The sequence below is a fragment of the Desulfosarcina sp. genome, assembly GCF_033791525.1.
Lineage (GTDB): Bacteria > Desulfobacterota > Desulfobacteria > Desulfobacterales > Desulfosarcinaceae > Desulfosarcina.
Window position 1 is genome coordinate 1 of record NZ_JASJGN010000258.1, and the last position, 16,145, is coordinate 16,145.

General features: G+C 55.8%; 14 protein-coding genes. 8 read left to right on the forward strand and 6 right to left on the reverse strand.

The window, feature by feature from the left end; all coding sequences use genetic code 11:
• From QNK41_RS13015 to QNK41_RS13040, 6 genes are all read right to left on the reverse strand, one after another.
• Nucleotides 1–499: MFS transporter (locus QNK41_RS13015; protein WP_319257587.1), on the reverse strand; the 499-nt coding region annotated here is incomplete at its 3' end.
• A gap of 12 nt (nt 500–511) precedes the next feature.
• Nucleotides 512–949, reverse strand: a complete 438-nt coding sequence (locus tag QNK41_RS13020; protein ID WP_319257589.1) for a chromate resistance protein ChrB domain-containing protein — start codon at nt 947–949, stop codon at nt 512–514.
• A gap of 60 nt (nt 950–1,009) precedes the next feature.
• The gene (locus tag QNK41_RS13025; RefSeq protein WP_319257591.1) at nt 1,010–1,981 is read right to left on the reverse strand and encodes a chromate resistance protein ChrB domain-containing protein; all 972 of its coding nucleotides are present in this window, start codon (nt 1,979–1,981) and stop codon (nt 1,010–1,012) included.
• A 390-nt stretch (nt 1,982–2,371) separates the two neighbouring features.
• Nucleotides 2,372–2,773 carry a large-conductance mechanosensitive channel protein MscL gene (gene mscL, locus QNK41_RS13030; protein ID WP_319257593.1) on the reverse strand — a complete coding sequence of 134 codons (402 nt, stop codon included), beginning with the start codon at nt 2,771–2,773 and terminating at the stop codon, nt 2,372–2,374.
• A 126-nt stretch (nt 2,774–2,899) separates the two neighbouring features.
• Nucleotides 2,900–4,057 (reverse strand): peptidoglycan-binding domain-containing protein, encoded by a 1,158-nt coding sequence (locus tag QNK41_RS13035; RefSeq protein ID WP_319257595.1) that lies wholly within the window; start codon nt 4,055–4,057, stop codon nt 2,900–2,902.
• A 367-nt stretch (nt 4,058–4,424) separates the two neighbouring features.
• Nucleotides 4,425–5,270 (reverse strand): serine protease, encoded by an 846-nt coding sequence (locus QNK41_RS13040; RefSeq protein ID WP_319257597.1) that lies wholly within the window; start codon nt 5,268–5,270, stop codon nt 4,425–4,427.
• A gap of 487 nt (nt 5,271–5,757) precedes the next feature.
• Between QNK41_RS13040 and QNK41_RS13045 the strand changes: the two genes are divergently transcribed.
• The 8 genes from QNK41_RS13045 to QNK41_RS13080 form a co-directional block, all read left to right on the forward strand.
• A complete protein-coding gene (locus QNK41_RS13045; protein WP_319257599.1) occupies nt 5,758–6,405 on the forward strand; it encodes a TetR/AcrR family transcriptional regulator in 648 nt (215 codons plus the stop codon).
• A 241-nt stretch (nt 6,406–6,646) separates the two neighbouring features.
• Nucleotides 6,647–7,801 (forward strand): acyl-CoA dehydrogenase family protein, encoded by a 1,155-nt coding sequence (locus QNK41_RS13050; protein ID WP_319257601.1) that lies wholly within the window; start codon nt 6,647–6,649, stop codon nt 7,799–7,801.
• Nucleotides 7,802–8,017: 216 nt separating this feature from the next.
• Complete coding sequence (icmF, locus tag QNK41_RS13055) at nt 8,018–11,305, forward strand: fused isobutyryl-CoA mutase/GTPase IcmF (protein WP_319257603.1); 3,288 nt, start codon at nt 8,018–8,020, stop codon at nt 11,303–11,305.
• 115 nt (nt 11,306–11,420) lie between these two features.
• Nucleotides 11,421–12,596 carry an acetyl-CoA C-acetyltransferase gene (locus QNK41_RS13060; protein WP_319257605.1) on the forward strand — a complete coding sequence of 392 codons (1,176 nt, stop codon included), beginning with the start codon at nt 11,421–11,423 and terminating at the stop codon, nt 12,594–12,596.
• A gap of 276 nt (nt 12,597–12,872) precedes the next feature.
• Nucleotides 12,873–13,721: a 3-hydroxybutyryl-CoA dehydrogenase gene (locus QNK41_RS13065; RefSeq protein WP_319257607.1), complete on the forward strand. Its 849-nt coding sequence runs from the start codon at nt 12,873–12,875 to the stop codon at nt 13,719–13,721.
• Nucleotides 13,722–13,899: 178 nt separating this feature from the next.
• On the forward strand, nt 13,900–14,451 hold the full coding sequence (locus QNK41_RS13070) for a helix-turn-helix domain-containing protein (RefSeq protein ID WP_319257609.1): 552 nt from the start codon (nt 13,900–13,902) through the stop codon (nt 14,449–14,451).
• Nucleotides 14,452–14,594: 143 nt separating this feature from the next.
• Nucleotides 14,595–15,752, forward strand: coding sequence for an acyl-CoA dehydrogenase family protein (locus QNK41_RS13075; protein ID WP_319257611.1), 1,158 nt, complete (start codon nt 14,595–14,597; stop codon nt 15,750–15,752).
• A 20-nt stretch (nt 15,753–15,772) separates the two neighbouring features.
• On the forward strand, nt 15,773–16,145 hold a 373-nt coding region (locus QNK41_RS13080; protein WP_319257613.1), incomplete at its 3' end, for an amino acid-binding protein.

Consider the following 16,145-nt stretch of genomic DNA (forward strand, 5'->3'; position numbering starts at 1 on the left):
CGCCGAGCAGGGGGCCCAGCGCCATGGGGATACGCCGCACCAGCGAATGCATGGTTACCCCCATGGTGCGTTTATGGGTGGGCAGGACTTTGTACATCAGACTCATGGTGGCCGGCAGTGATATGGCCGACCATGAGATAAAAAGCACTGCTCCGACCAGCACCGCCTGCCAGGTCGGGACCATCATCACCAGAGCAAACCCGGCCATGGCCACCAGGTTGAAAATCAGCAGCGACCGCTTGGTGCCCAGGCGGTCGGACAGGTAGCCGCCGGGAAATGAGTAGAGGGCCGAAAGCAGGTTGTCCATGGCCTGAAGGAGACCGATGGCCAGCACGCCACCTCCCAGGGCAAGCATGTAAATGGGCAGAAAGCGCTCGGCCATGCGCTCGCCCATGCCCACCAATACCACCATGGCCAGCACGCCGACGGTGCTGCGCTGCAGGGCGAGAAAACCGGAGATTCCGGCTGCCCTGCCCGTTATGCGTTCACCAATGGCCATGATGGGTTTCCTTTACGAGTCGTTCCTGGCCACATCCAATCGGCACCAGGCATACAGCGCGTCGTAGACCTCGAACTGCCCCGCAATGTTTTGCAGGTCGTCCGGGTAGCGCAGGCTGTAGCCCACGGCAATGGCTTCGAAGCCGGCAGCCAATGGGTCGGCATCCAGACGATCGGTGTCGGCGGCGTTGATGATTTTGGCCATGCGCAACAGCGCCGGATCAGTCAATTCGTAATCCTTGATGATGGCATCGAAGGTGCACTGCGCCTCGCGATGATGCAATTGGGCCCCGGGCGTGTCGAAGGGAATCGCACCGGTCTTTTCGGCGATTTCCATCACCTTGCTCTTGGGGGCGAACAGAAACTCGGCATCCGAATCGATAAACCGGGTGATCAGCCAGGGGCAGGCCACACGGTCGACATGGACATGGGATCGGGTTATCCATTTCAATGGAATATCTCCTTTGATTGTTAACGATTGTTCATATGCGGATTCTCCGTTCCAGGATGCCTATTTCCCCTTTTGCCTCTGGAAATAGGCGTACATGTTTTCAATGATCGGCAACCCCAGTGTCATGCGCTTGTCATCATCCGGTTGGGATGCGGCCAGGCCTGTCAGCAGGGCGTTAAGCCCGGCCGTTTCGACTCGATCGTATCTGGTGTCCTTCAGGTCGATGTCGTGAATCACTTCGGCCAAAGGGACAAGCCCCCGATCCTGGAGACCAAAGCGCTGGATCATCACCTCAAACGTGCATCGATCTCCCTCGTGGGTGTACTCGCCGTCGAACATATCGAAGCGGATGTGGTCCGGCTTGGGGGTATACGGTTCTGCATCGACGAATTTGAAAACAGCTGACTTGTCCACAAAACGCCGGATCAGCCAACCGCAGGCGATACGGTCCACAAAAAGGTTTTTACGCGTCACCCAGGTTTTCCCTCGCAGTCCGTCGAGCGTGTGCATGGCGGCACCGCCATTGGATCCCTGCCCGGACAGGCGTGCAGTCAGGTCCTGGATTAAAATTTCAGCCGTCCCCCGCTCCGGGGCTTGGAAAAAATCAATGGCCGCCACCTCATTAAAACGACGCTGCAGCTTCGATACTTGACCCGGTCCCTTCACCGCCGGGTCCTGGGGATCGACCTCTCCGGTTGACCAGTCCGTGAGCAGAAGGTTCGCATCCTGGATGATCTTTTGATAATCCGACTTGCGTGCCGTCTGAAACAGAGCAATGATCTGTCCATCGGTCAGCCCCTCAACAAAGCGCACGTCGCCGATCGATCCGTCACCTCCGCCGGCAACGATCTCCTTGAGCGTCCAGCTCAAATCCTCCTGTGACTGCTCTGAAAAGGGCATGACGTAAACCGACTGTTTGATGGCAACGGCCCCCACCTGCTGCAACCGACGCCAGATTTTAACCCTGAGCGCGTTTGGCTTGGGGGGGATCTGGTGAATCAACAGCAGCCATTTTTTACTTTGTTGGGACACCACACCGGCCTCCATATCAATTGTTACCTAAAAAATGTATCAACTGTTACATTTTGTCAAGTGCGGCGGGTGCGTTATCTCAGCGAAACACTCGGAAAAATTATCTGGATGCGTTTGGTGCATGAGGTCATTCTGTGGGCCGGCCCTGTGAATTGTGCCGCCGGCAAAGGGGGGGACATGCTCATGATGAAAAGTATCGTCCAGAAGGATACACCTGAAACAAAGTATCTGCTCGGGAAAGATCGTCAAGGCCTTTCACCAATTGTTATTATTTCCTTTTGGTTTCCAATTAGGGTTTGAGGTGTGAGGGGCGCGGTCTACGATATTGCCTGAATACCGCAACTGGTCTCCGCGCCCCCAACACGGGTTGGCCGGCGCTGCTGGATTCAACTATTTCTGTTGAAGAACGTCCCGTATCTCCGTTAGCAAGGTTTCTTCTTTTGAAGGTGCCGGAGGTTCTTCTGGCGTTTCTTCCTTTTCTTTCTTCAGTGAATTCATTGCTTTGATTGCCATGAAAATCGCAAAGGCGATGATTATGAAATCAAGAACAGTTTGAATGAATGCACCGTAATTGATTGTGACCGCAGCGACGTCGCCCACTGCTTCTTTAAGGACGATCGCAAGGTTTGAGAAATCAACACCACCGATGAGAATCCCAATCGGGGGCATAATGACATCGGCAACAAATGAAGATACGATCTTCCCGAACGCTCCTCCTATGATGATACCTACAGCCATGTCGACAACATTGCCTCGCATTGCAAAGGTCTTGAATTCTTGTATCATACCCATAAATCCATCTCCTTGATCGTTTGGTTATCCGTTTTATTAAGAATACCCTACCCCGCTTTGGTCAGCGGGGCAGGGTGCTGGTTTAAATCAAAACCCCATCCGGGGGGGGTTGAAGCTGCCAATCGATTACATCGATACTCCCAGCTTCTTGACGGTTTCGTAAGTCAGGCCGCCTTCCGCCAGTCGGTTTTTTCGCTGATATGACTTGACGGCGGCACCGGTTTGCGGGCCCAGCATACCGTCGATCGGTCCAGGTTCATATCCGGCTTGTTGAAGTTTCGTTTGAATACGGCTGACGACATCGTTTGTCACATTGGTCTCACACATGATGCGACGCCACTCCATGCGACCGTCGTCCGTTTTCACGGTTTTTTTCACGGTCTGGTATTCTTCCGCCACCGGGGTTCTTTGCTCCTGTGGAGGCGCGGTCATTTTGCGGACCTTGACCATCTCGTACTCGGCCGGAATGCTGATGGTTCGTTTCTGGGCCGGCTCGAGCACCACCCGTTTCTTGACGGTCTTGTATTCGGCTGGGATCTCAATCTCGCGGGTTCCGGGGGCCTTGACCATGACCGTTTTTTTCACTGTCCTGTAGGATGCGGGTACCTCGATGAGGCACATGATTTCTCCGGTCGTGTTGTCGACCTTTTCAATCGGTCCCCGTCCTTTTTTCCACACGACGTGGGCTTCCTTTGCGAGCACCTTTTCCTCCACCCGCTCGTACTTGGCAGGAATCTCTTCCAACCGGCTCGAAGCTGCTTTGACAAGGAACTTTTCCTCCACCCATCCGTACTTGGCGGGAGTCACCTCGATGCGTTCCGAAGCGTCCTTGACCATTACCTTTTCCTCCACCGATTCATACCGGGCCGGGATGATCTCCAACCGCTCAGAGGCACTGCGTGTCAGCACCCGTTCGGACGTACTCGCATAGGTGGGTGGTACTAAAACCCTTGCAAAACACTCGCCCGGATTGGCCTGGGGAGGATAGAGGGACGCATCGGGGGAAGATTGATCCTGCATGGCCGCATTTTTCACCTGCTGGTCAAGCTTCGTTTCAAATTCCTTCAATTGACGGTCTTTTTCGCTGTTTTCTTTGGCCAGCAGGCTGATCTGATTCTCATTATTTGTGTTTTCGCTGGCCAACTGGCGGATCTCGTTATCTTTTTCGCTCAATTCCTTTTGCAAACTGCTCAGTTCGGGCGGGGTGTTATGGGAACAGCCGACCCAGAAGGAAAATGTAGCGAGAAGCAAGACAGTAAAAATTCTATACGCATTTGGTTTCATATCCACCTCCAGAAGGTTTCGTTAGGTGTTGATGGGTAAGGCACTTTCAATGACCTTCCCCGTACCTAAGCAACAGGTTTGCCAACATTGACGGTTTAAGGGAAGTATTGATTAAAGCTTTTGAAATAACGAGGTAAAATATTATTGAAAGGAAATGGAACCGCCTCAAACCTCTCGGCTGACCGTGGGATTTGCCGCAGGTAATTGGTCATATGGCGCACACGGCACGGTGGGGAAAGTCGACGGATTATCCGACGGGCACCTGCATAGAGGGGTTGGAAAGGCGAGAAAAGGCAACCCTGGAATCATTTCCCGGTGTATATCGGAAGGAATGCCGACTAATGGTCGAATACGTGAGACAGCGTAATCATTCGGCGAGTGCTTTTTCGTAGCGCCTGGCGACAACCTGCAAGACCGAGTGCTCTACTGCATGGTAAAGCACCTCCTTGCTGCCGCTCGGTTTGGCGAGGGTTCGAATGGTCCGGCTTTTCTCCGGCAGAAATTCCAGAAGCGCTTTTACGGTATCGGCCTTTACCGCGCAGCTCGCGTTTTTTAGAATATGCGTTTGATCGGACGCTGTATCCTGGTAGGCTAGCATTGATCTGACGACACCGACCACTTCCCCGGTCAAATTCATCAGGGGCCCGCCGCTGTTGCCGTGTCGAACAGAAACAGTGGTGCGGTAACTGGCATCATCCTCGCCCGTGCCGCTTAATCCGCAAATTTTGCCTTGGGACCGCTTGGGTTTCCGGGTTGGCATTTGTTCAGTGGGAAATCCGACGGTAAACACGCGTGTATCCAGCTTCGACCGGGAATCGGCTAGCGGGAGGGCCGGTGGCAGATCCTGCGCATCGGCCACTTCCAGAAAAGCGATGTCATGCAATTCGTCCAGTAGGACCGGCCAGGCAATAAAGCTCCTGCCGGTCTGATCGATCAACGTGATGGATTCAGCATCCGAAACTACGTGGTTATTGGTGACCAGATAACCGCAGGCGAGCGGCCACGCAGTCCCGATTGATTCGGTGACAATAACAACGGCGGAGGATTCGTGATTTTCCTCACCGCCTCGATTCTTTTCGAGATTGGAAGGGCATGGCGATTCCGGCGGGCGGTTGGCGCTTGCCTCGGAGCGACCTGCAGGAAGACCTGAGCCGATCAACACCCAGACCAGATAAAAAATTACGATATTATACGGGTTGAAAACTTTCCGCATCTGCAGAATGTATCCTTTCCCATTGGGATTGACGATCGCGCCACGCCGCTGTTCATTGAGACCCGCGCAATCTTGGGATCCAGGCCGACACCAGGCCATGCCTTTGTGCAATGAATCGCATTGAGCAATTAGAAAGCACAAACCGCGCCCATAGGGAAAGTTTTATAAATAGTTAATAATTACGAAAGGTTAGGTTTGTTCCGCCAGGTAATAAAATCCGAAACCGTCAATAAATCTGCACAGACTGTTAGAAAGTATGCATGCAAAATCTGCCGAACAGCACCTGAGAGCCGAGTTTAACCGCCGCCGGCAACCTAACGCGACGGTATCCGTTCCCGAAGAATATGCTGAAATTTGCGCCAACCCATTAGACATTTTTTGTTGACAGAACCGACCGGTCTGAACTAAAAACAAAAAATGTGACTGAGCGTTCGCTCGGATTCTTGATTATAAGCATAAATTGTATTGTTTTTTCAAGATGTTGAATATGATTCAGAAAAAACACGAAAATAACGGAATCCCGACCCAGGTCAAAAACCAGGCATTGGTGACACAACGCCGGCGGCAGATCGTGGATGCGGCGGTGAATCTGTTCATCGAAAACGGGTTCCACAAGACCACCACTCGCCAGATCGCCCAGGCGGCGGGTATCTCCATCGGCTCGCTCTACGAATACATTGCGACCAAGGAGGACGTGCTCTACCTGGTTTGCGATGCCATCCATGCGGAAATCGAACGCGGGGTTGCCGAAGCACTGAAACGGGCCGAAAAGGGCAAGGACCCAATGGCCGAGGTAATTCGCGAATATTTTATGGTCTGCCATCGTATGAACGACCATATACTGCTGATCTACCAGGAGACCCAGTCCCTTCCCGGCAAATGGCAGCGGGTGGTCCTGGAAAACGAAATTCGCATCACCGGCATCTTCACCGGCGTGCTGGCAAAACTGATGCAGTCTGGCGACCTGCCGCGCATATCCCCGCGCCGGTTGGACCTGGTGGCCCATAACATCTCGGTGCTGGGACACATGTGGACGTTCCGGCGCTGGTTCCTGGCCAACCATTACGGTATCGACGAGTATATCAATTTCCAGACCCGCAGCATCCTGGGCATGTGTCGGGAGAATGCATCATAAGCGCTATGGGCGATTACCTTTGCTTTTAGTGTAATCATCTACGGTTTACAGTTATCGGTTCACGGTTAAAAAACAGAAGGTAGAGGATAGTTATGGCATCTTCTTTAGATGTGAAAAAATTAATTCAAGAGTTGAAACCAATATCCTAAATATTTCAATCGTTGCATAGTTGATTGAAAAACCGTGAACTGTGAACCGACAACCGTGAACAGTTACCTTTTATTAATGCAGGAGGGATGGAATGGAATTTGAGCTCAATAAAACCCAGAAGGACATCCAAAAAGCGGTCAGGGATTTCGTCAAGGGCGAGTTTGACAAGGAGTTGGCCTACGAGTTGGAAAAAAAGCATGAATTTCCCCGAAAAATATGGAAAAAAGCCTGCGATTTGGGGCTGCTCGGGGTTCATTTCCCGGAGAAATATTCAGGCCAGGGACTCGGTTCGCTGGAGGACATCCTGGTAATCGAAGAGCTGTGCCGCGGCGACTCCACCATCGGCAGCGCCGTCGCCCTGGCCCCGTTTGCTTCGGAACTGATTATGCACTACGGAACAGATGAACAAAAAGAAAAGTACCTGCCCGCCGTGGCCGAAGGCGAGATGCTTTCCGCCGGTGCCTTCACCGAACCGGACCACGGTTCGGACATCACCTTCATGAACACCACCGCTGTCAAGGACGGCAACGACTGGGTGGTCAACGGCGGCAAGACCTTCATCACCAATGGGGGGCTGGCCGGATTTTACAGTGTACTGTGCCAGACCGACCTCGACGCCAAACCCGGCTACCGCGGTCAAAGCCTGATCCTGGTGGAAGCGGATCGGCCCGGTCTCTCCACCGCCGACGTGGGTGAAAAGATGGGCATCCGCATGATGGCCACCACCGAAGTGATATTAAAGGACGTACGCGTGCCCCTGACCAACCTCATCGGCGAGGAGAACAAGGGCTTTTACCACGTGCTGCACTTTTTCGATGAGAGCCGCATCCAGGTAGCTGCCCAGGCGCTGGGCATCGCCCAGGGTGCCTTTGACCGGGCCCTGGCCTACGTCAAGCAGCGTGAGCAGTTCGGTAAGAAAATCGCCCAGTTCCAGGTCACCCAGCACAAACTGGCCGACATGGCCACCAAGATCGAGCTGGCTCGCCTGATTACTTATAAGGCCGCCTGGAACTTCGACCAGGGCCGCATCGACCCGAAACTCACCTCCATGGCCAAGATGTACGCGGCCCGTACCGCCGTGGAAGTGGCCGACGAGGCCATCCAGCTGCTTGGCGGATACGGTTACATGACCGAGTACGAAGTGGAGCGGTTTTACCGCGATGCCAAGATCACCGAAATCTACGAGGGCACCAAGGAGATCCAGAAGAACACCATCGCCAGTGCGTTGATCGGCAAGCTTAAATGAATACCCATCCAGAAATAGCGTCCTTTGGCTCAGGTCAGCGTTCTCGCTTATTCGAGCACGTAGTGAAGCTTCAGCGCTATCCTCAACGTAGCGCAGCTATGCCTGCGGTTTCAAATTCCCTGCGGCCTTGACCTGAACCAAAATCCACCATTTCTGGATGAGCACTGATGGTGCCCGACCAATATGGACAAGCGCTAAATATTTACAGGAGGACCCATGAAGGATGACATCCAGGTATACCAGCCTATAAACAACGTCCGGGTCGTTACGGCGACATCCCTTTTCGACGGCCACGATGCCTCGATCAATATTTTCAGACGCATTCTTCAGAGCACCGGCGTTGAGGTGATCCATCTGGGCCACAACCGATCGGTGAAGGAAATCGTTGACGCCGCCATCCAAGAGGACGCCCAGGGCATCGCCATTTCAAGCTACCAGGGCGGCCACTTGGAGTTTTTCCGATACATGGTGGATCTGCTCAAAGAAGGCGGCGCCGACCACATCAAGGTGTTCGGCGGCGGCGGCGGGGTCATCGTTCCCGAAGAGATCAAGGAGCTGGAAGCCTACGGGGTGGCCAAAATCTACACGCCGGAAGACGGCACCAGCATGGGACTCCAGGGGATCATCAACCACATGGTCCAGCTCATGGACTACTCCCGTGCCGATGCCGGGGACCTGGACCTGTCCGGTATAGACGAAGACAACAAGCTGCTCACGGCCAACCTGATCACGGCCCTGGAGCAGGCCAAAGCCAAGGAAAACGGCCATCTGGCCAAGTTCCGCCAGGAACTCAAAACCAGGATCGGCGACCGCAAAGTGCCGGTGATCGGCATCACCGGCACCGGCGGCGCAGGCAAGTCCTCTCTCACCGACGAGCTGATCCTGCGTATGCTTCATGACCTGAAAGAGATCCGCATCGCCATAATCAGTGCCGACCCGTCCCGCAGAAAGACCGGCGGCGCCCTGCTGGGCGACCGCATCCGCATGAATGCCATCAACAACCCGCGGATCTACATGCGTTCCATCGCCACGCGGCGTTCACACACGGAAATTCCCGATGCCCTGGAAGAAGTGCTGGATGTGGTCAAGGCGGCCGGATACGATCTGGTCATCGCCGAAACCGCCGGCATTGGCCAGGGTGATTCCCACATCATCGACCTGGTAGACCTGTCCATGTACGTCATGACCAGCGATTTCGGCGCCGCCTCCCAGCTTGAGAAGATCGACATGCTGGATTTTGCCGACATCGTCGTGGTCAACAAGTTCGAAAAGCGCGGCGGTGAGGACGCGGTGCGAGACGTGCGCAAGCAGGTGCAGCGCAACCGCAATGTCTTCGACCGGCTGCCAGACGACATGCCGGTGTTCGGCACCATTGCCTCCAAATTCAATGACGACGGCGTCACCGCCCTGTACCACGCCCTGCTGGACGGCATCCGGGAGAAGACCGGCGTGGCCTTCGAGTCGAGTCTGCCGCGGCCTGACACCAAGCAATCCACCTCCAAGACCATCATCATCCCGCCGGAGCGCACCCGTTACCTGGCGGAAATTGCCGAAACCGTCAGAAGCTACCACCGCGAAACTCAAAGCCAGGCCGAGGCCATGCGGCGGGTGTGGCATCTGGAGGAGACGGCCGCGGCCCTTGCCGATGACTGCCTCGATGGTGACACGCCCGTCCTGGTGGATCGTCTCAAACGTGAAATCGCCAACGCCCGCGAGGCGCTGAACGGCGAGACGGAAAAGCTGGTCGGGGAATGGGAGGCAACCCAGGCGGCCTATTCCGGTGATGAACTGGTTTACACGGTCCGCGGCCGGGAGATCCGTGTGCCCCTTTACAGCGAATCGCTTTCCCACCAGAAGATCCCCAAGATCTCCCTGCCGCGCTTTACGGATCCCGGTGAAATCTTCAGCTGGCTGCGGCGCGAAAACCTGCCCGGTTACTTTCCCTTCACCGCCGGGGTGTTTCCCATGAAGCGGATGGGTGAAGATCCCACGCGCATGTTTGCCGGTGAGGGCGACCCGGCGCGCACCAACCGACGATTCAAGCTGCTGTCGTCCAACAGCGAGGCCAAGCGCCTCTCCACGGCCTTCGATTCGGTGACCCTGTATGGCTGCGATCCGGACCGCCGTCCGGACATCTACGGCAAGGTGGGCAACTCCGGGGTGAGTGTCTGCACCCTGGATGATGTGAAAGTTCTTTACGGTGGGTTCGAGCTGTGCGCCCCCAACACCTCGGTCTCCATGACCATCAACGGCCCGGCACCCATCATGCTGGCCATGTTCCTCAATACGGCAATCGATCAGCAGGTGGACAAATATGCCGAGGAAAATGGACGGCAGCCGTCAACCGAAGAATACCAGCGGATCAAGGCCATGGTGCTGGAGAATGTGCGCGGCACCGTGCAGGCCGACATCCTGAAGGAGGACCAGGGCCAGAACACCTGCATTTTCTCCATCGACTTCGCACTGAAGATGATGGGGGATATCCAGCAGTATTTTATCGATAACGACGTGCGCAACTTCTACTCGGTCTCCATCTCCGGCTACCACATCGCGGAGGCCGGGGCCAACCCGATTTCCCAGTTGGCTTTCACCCTGGCCAATGGCTTCACCTACCTAGAGTACTACCTGTCCCGAGGTATGTCCCTGGACAGCTTCGCACCCAACCTCTCTTTCTTCTTCTCCAACGGCATGGACCCCGAGTACACGGTCATCGGAAGGGTTGCCCGCCGTATCTGGGCCGTGGCCCTGCGGGAGAAGTATGGGGCCTCGGTGCGCAGCCAGATGCTAAAATATCACATCCAGACATCCGGGCGCAGCCTACACAGCCAGGATATCCAGTTGAATGATATACGCACCACCCTGCAGGCGCTGTGCGCCATTTACGACAACTGTCAGAGCCTGCACACCAATGCCTTCGACGAGGCCATTACCACCCCCACGGAAGAGTCGGTGCGCCGCGCCCTGGCCATCCAGCTGATCATCAATCGGGAGTGGGGGCTGGCCAAAAATGAGAACCCCTACCAGGGCAGCTTCGTCGTCGACGACCTCACCGACCTGGTGGAAGAAGCCGTGCTCATGGAGTACGACAAGATCACCGAACGCGGCGGCGTGCTGGGAGCCATGGAAACCGGCTACCAGCGCAGCAAGATCCAGGATGAGTCCATGTACTACGAGATGCTAAAGCACACGGGTGAATACCCCATCGTGGGCGTCAACACTTTCAGAGATCCCCATGCCGACGGTGCCGATTTGTTGGAAGGGGCCTCCTGCATCGATCTGGCCCGGGCCACCACCGAGGAAAAGGAATCCCAGCTCAACCGACTGAAAGACTTCCAGACCCGCAACGCCGACCAGACCGCCGAGGCCCTGGCACGGCTCCAGAAGGTGGCCCTTTACGGTGATAACATCTTTGCCGAGCTGATGGAAACGGTCAAGTGCTGCAGCCTGGGGCAGATCACCGGTGCGCTGTATGATGTGGGGGGGCAGTATCGACGAAATATGTAAACAAAGGATCCAAGGAGTCGAGGGGTCAAGGATTCAAGGCGCAGGCCTATTGAGAATCATTCCTTCACTTGAACCCTCGACCCCTTGAACCCTTAATTTTTTTTGGAGATTTCATATGAAAGAAGCAGTCATTGTCAGCGCGGTGCGAACGCCGCTGGGCAGTTTCAACGGATCACTGGCCGGAATCGGCGCCACGGACCTGGGTGCCATCGTCATCCAAGAGGCCGTCAAACGGGCCGGTGTCGAGAAGACCGAAGTCAACGAAGTGCTCATGGGCCAGGTGCTTCCCTGTGGCTACGGCCAGAACCCGGCCAAGCAGGCCGCGGTCAAGGCCGGCATGCCCTGGGAAGTAGAAGCCATCACGATCAACAAGGTGTGCGGATCGGCTCTCAAAACCGTCATGCTGGCCGCTCAGGCCATTCAATTGGGCGATGCCGAGGTGGTTGTCGCCGGCGGCATGGAAAACATGAGCATGGCGCCCTTCTACCTGGAAAAGGCGCGCTTCGGCTACCGCATGGGAGCGGGCCAGCTCCAGGACTCCATGATTCACGACGGCCTGTGGGACATCGTCAACGATTTTCACATGGGCATGTCCAACGAACTCTGCTCCGAGCGCTACCACGTCAGCCGGGAAGACCAGGACCGCTACGCTGCCGAATCCTACCGCCGGACACTCGATTCAATCAGCAGCGGTCGTTTCGACGCCGAAATCGTGCCCGTCTCCATTCCCCGGCGCAAAGGCGAACCCATACTCTTCGCCAAGGATGAATGCGCCCGTGAAACCTCCTATGAGGACCTGGCCAGGATGAAGTCGGCATTTAAGAAGGAGGGTGTCGGCACTGCCGGCAATGCTTCCATTATCAGCGATGGCGCAGCCGCCGTAGTGGTCATGTCCCGCGAAAAAGCCGAGGCATTGGGATGCACGATCATGGCCACCATCGGCGCCCAGGCCTCATACGGCCTTGACATGAAATACGTCCTGGTGGCGCCCATATGGGCGATTCCCAAATGCCTGAAGAAGGAAGGTATCGGCATCGATGACGTGGACCTGTTCGAGGTCAACGAGGCCTTTTCCGGATCCACCGTCTCCGCGATGAAGGAGTTGGGGCTTTCCGCCGAAAAAACCAACGTCAACGGCGGCAGTGTGGCCTTGGGACACCCCATCGGCGCCAGCGGCTGCCGGGTGCTGGTGACCCTGCTGCACGAGATGATTCGTCGGGACAAAAAAACCGGACTGGCTTCACTTTGCTTAGGAGGTGGGGAGGCGGTGGCGATGGTCGTCAAAAGATAGTGTCCACCCATAAAAGGCATCTTGCAGCCCAGTTCGGCGTTCTCGAGTTTAGGAGCACGTAGTGAAGCTTCAGCGCTATCCTCGACGTAGCGCTGCTACGCCTGCGGTTTCCAAAACCCTGCGGCCTTGATCTGAACTGCAAGCTACCATTTCTGGAAGGACACTGCTGGCAGATTCCGTGATTAATTGCCTTCGCCGTCATTTTTGTAACCGACGTATTTATAGCGGTCTAAAAGCCTTCAGCCTAAACAACTCAACATAGGGAGGGGAGAAAAAATGGACATCAACACCTTTGGCGTGATCGGCGCCGGTCAGATGGGCAACGGCATCGCCCAGGTGGCAGCTACCGCCGGCCTCAATGTCATCATGAGCGACATCAAGATTGAATTTGCTGAAAAGGGTTTGGCCAATATTACCAAGATCCTCGGCAAAAACGTGGACAAGGGCAGAATTTCGTCTGAAGACAAGGATGCGATCATGGGCCGCATCAAGATCACCGCCGACCTCAAGGACATGGCCGACGCCGATTTCGTGGTAGAGGCAGCCACGGAAAACGAGACCCTCAAGTTTAAGATTTTCAAGGACCTGGAGGAGATCTGCCGGCCCGGTGTGATCCTGTCCACCAACACCTCCTCCATTCCCATCGGCCGCATCGCAGCCCAGACCGGCCGCCCGGACAAGGTCGTCGGCATGCACTTCATGAACCCGGTACCGGTGATGAAGCTCGTGGAAGTCATTCGCGGCCTGGCCACCTCCGACGATACCTTCCAGACCACTTGGGACCTCTCGGTGAAATTCGGCAAGACACCGGCCCAGGCCAGCGACTTTCCCGGCTTTATCGCCAACCGCATCCTGCTGCCCATGATCAATGAGGCGGTGTTCGCCCTGTACCATGGGGTCGGCACCCGCGAGGACATCGATACGGTCATGCGGCTGGGCATGAACCATCCCATGGGACCGCTGGCCCTGGCGGATCTGATCGGCCTGGACACCTGCTTGGCCATTATGGAGACCCTTTACAACGGATTCAAGGATTCCAAGTACCGGCCCTGCCCGCTGCTGAGAAAATATGTGGAAGCCGGCTGGCTGGGCCGAAAAACCGGCAGAGGGTTTTACGAGTATTAGAAGGGAAGGGTTCAAGGGGTCAAGGATTCAGGGATTCGAGGGAAAAGCGGTTATAAAGATAACAGCATGAACCGTGGACCTGGGTCGCCATATAAACCATTTTTCATCGTCGTTTACCTTCACTTGACCCGTCGACCCCTTGAATCCTCGAACCCTAAGTTCTTTACAAGGAGGTACCATGCCCCCCAGAAAAACCACTCGTCTTACCCCTGTGGGCAAGAAGATCAAAAAGGCGCGGACCGACAAAAAAATGTCCTACGAGACCCTGGCCAACGACACCGGGTTTTCCATCGATTTCCTCAAGAAAGTCGAAACCGGGAAAATCACGCCGCCGGTGGGTTCTCTGCTTCAGATTTCTCGAGCCCTTGAGATCGACTCCGGGGATCTGCTCAAGGAAGACGGTGGCCGCATGCAGGACCGCATCAAGGCCTACACCAAAAGGACGTCGAGCTATGCCTACACCACCCTCACGCCGGGGGCCGAGAACAAACATCTCAAGGCCTTTCGGGTGAAGATCGATGCAATGAAAACCCACGAAGGCGTCAGCTACAACCACGAGGGGGAAGAGTTCGTGTATGTGCTCGACGGCACCATCGATGTGGTGGTCGGAGAACACGTGAACGCCCTCGTTCCCGGCGACTCCCTGCATTTCAATTCCGGTATTCAGCACCATTTGAAAAATACCGGAAAAATAGATGCCGAGCTGATTGTCGTGATTTACAACCCCTGACGATCGCTTTAAACGAAGCGGCTCCGATTGGGTGGTGGACATGCGCTCCAGACCAAGCCGGTTGACCGGCGCATGTCGGTTTAACCGCAGATCATGCCGTCGCTGCTGCCGCTCGCCCGATACATCAGGAAAGGGACTACACCATGTCATTCAAGCTGACCGATGAACAACTGATGATTCAGTCCATGGTTCGCGAGTTCTCCCGCAAGGTGGTGGCTGAGACCGCAGCGGAGCGCGACAAGACCAAGGCGTTTCCCGCTAAGAACCTGAAGCAGATGGCCGAACTGGGGCTTCTGGGGATGATGGTCCCCTTCGATTACGAGGGGTCGGATTCGGACACGGTGGGCTACGTCCTGGCCCTTTCCGAAATCGCCTACTCCTGCGCCTCTACGGCGGTGGTCATGTCGGTGCACAATTCCATTGTCTGCGAAAGCATCCTGAATTACGGCAGCGAAGACCAGAAGCAGCATTATCTCAAGGCGTTGGCCATGGGTAAATATATCGGCGCCTTTGCCCTGACCGAGCCCGAAGCCGGATCTGACCCGGTGAGCCAACAGACCACGGCGGTGAAAGACGGTGACCACTACATCATCAACGGCACCAAACGGTTCATCACCACCGGTAAAAACTGCGGCCTGGTTATCGTCACCGCCAAGACCGATCCCGCTGCCCGCCATAAAGGCATCAGCGCTTTTATCGTCACCAAGGACAATCCCGGCCTCATCGTTGGCAACATGGAAGACAAGATGGGGTTGCGCGCCTCGGACACCACCGACCTGCATTTCGAGGAGTGCCGGGTGCCGGCATCGGATATGCTGGGAAATACTGGGGAGGGGTTCAAAATCGTCATGAAGGGGCTCGACGGCGGACGCATCGGCATTGCCGCCCAGAGCCTGGGTGTGGCCCAGGCAGCCTTCGATGCCGCCGTAAAATATGCCAAGCAGCGGGACCAGTTCGGTCAGAAGATCTCCAAATTCCAGGGCTTGCGCTGGATCATCGCCGACATGGCCACCGAGATCGAGGCGGCCCGGCAACTCACCCTGTCCGCGGCCGCCATGAAGGACCGCAAGGAGCGCTTCACCCTCCAGGCTTCCATGGCCAAACTGTACGCGTCCGAAATGGTCAACCGGGTCACGGCCAAGGCCCTGCAGATGCATGGCGGATACGGTTTTACCACCGACTATCCGGTGGAGCGTTTCTACCGGGACGCCCGTGTGTTCACCATCTACGAAGGCACGTCGGAAATCCAGCGGGTGGTGATCTCCAACAACGTCTTGAAGGATAAACGAACGCCTTCATAAAAAAAAGAAGGAGGTCAATCATGGTCAGAACGGAAATCTCCCTGTTCCTGAAAAACGAGCCCGGTGAATTGGGCAGGCTGGCCACGCTCATGGGCGAAGCCGGCATCAACATCGATGCGTTGACCATCCAGGATGCGTCAGCCTATGTGCTGGCGCTGTTCAAGGCCAGGGGAAAATCCCTCAAGCGCATCGCCTCGGCCGCCAGCTACAACTCCATGCGCAAAGATTCGGCTCAATTCGCCCTGATCCGCTTGCTGGCCGAAGACGGCAAGACCAACGCCGCCATCGATCTGCTGTCCCGCAATGACTACACTTTCGACATCATGCCGGTCATTGCCGTGCAGTTGGACAACCAACCCGGCGAACTGGCCCGGCTATCCTCCCGGTTCGGTG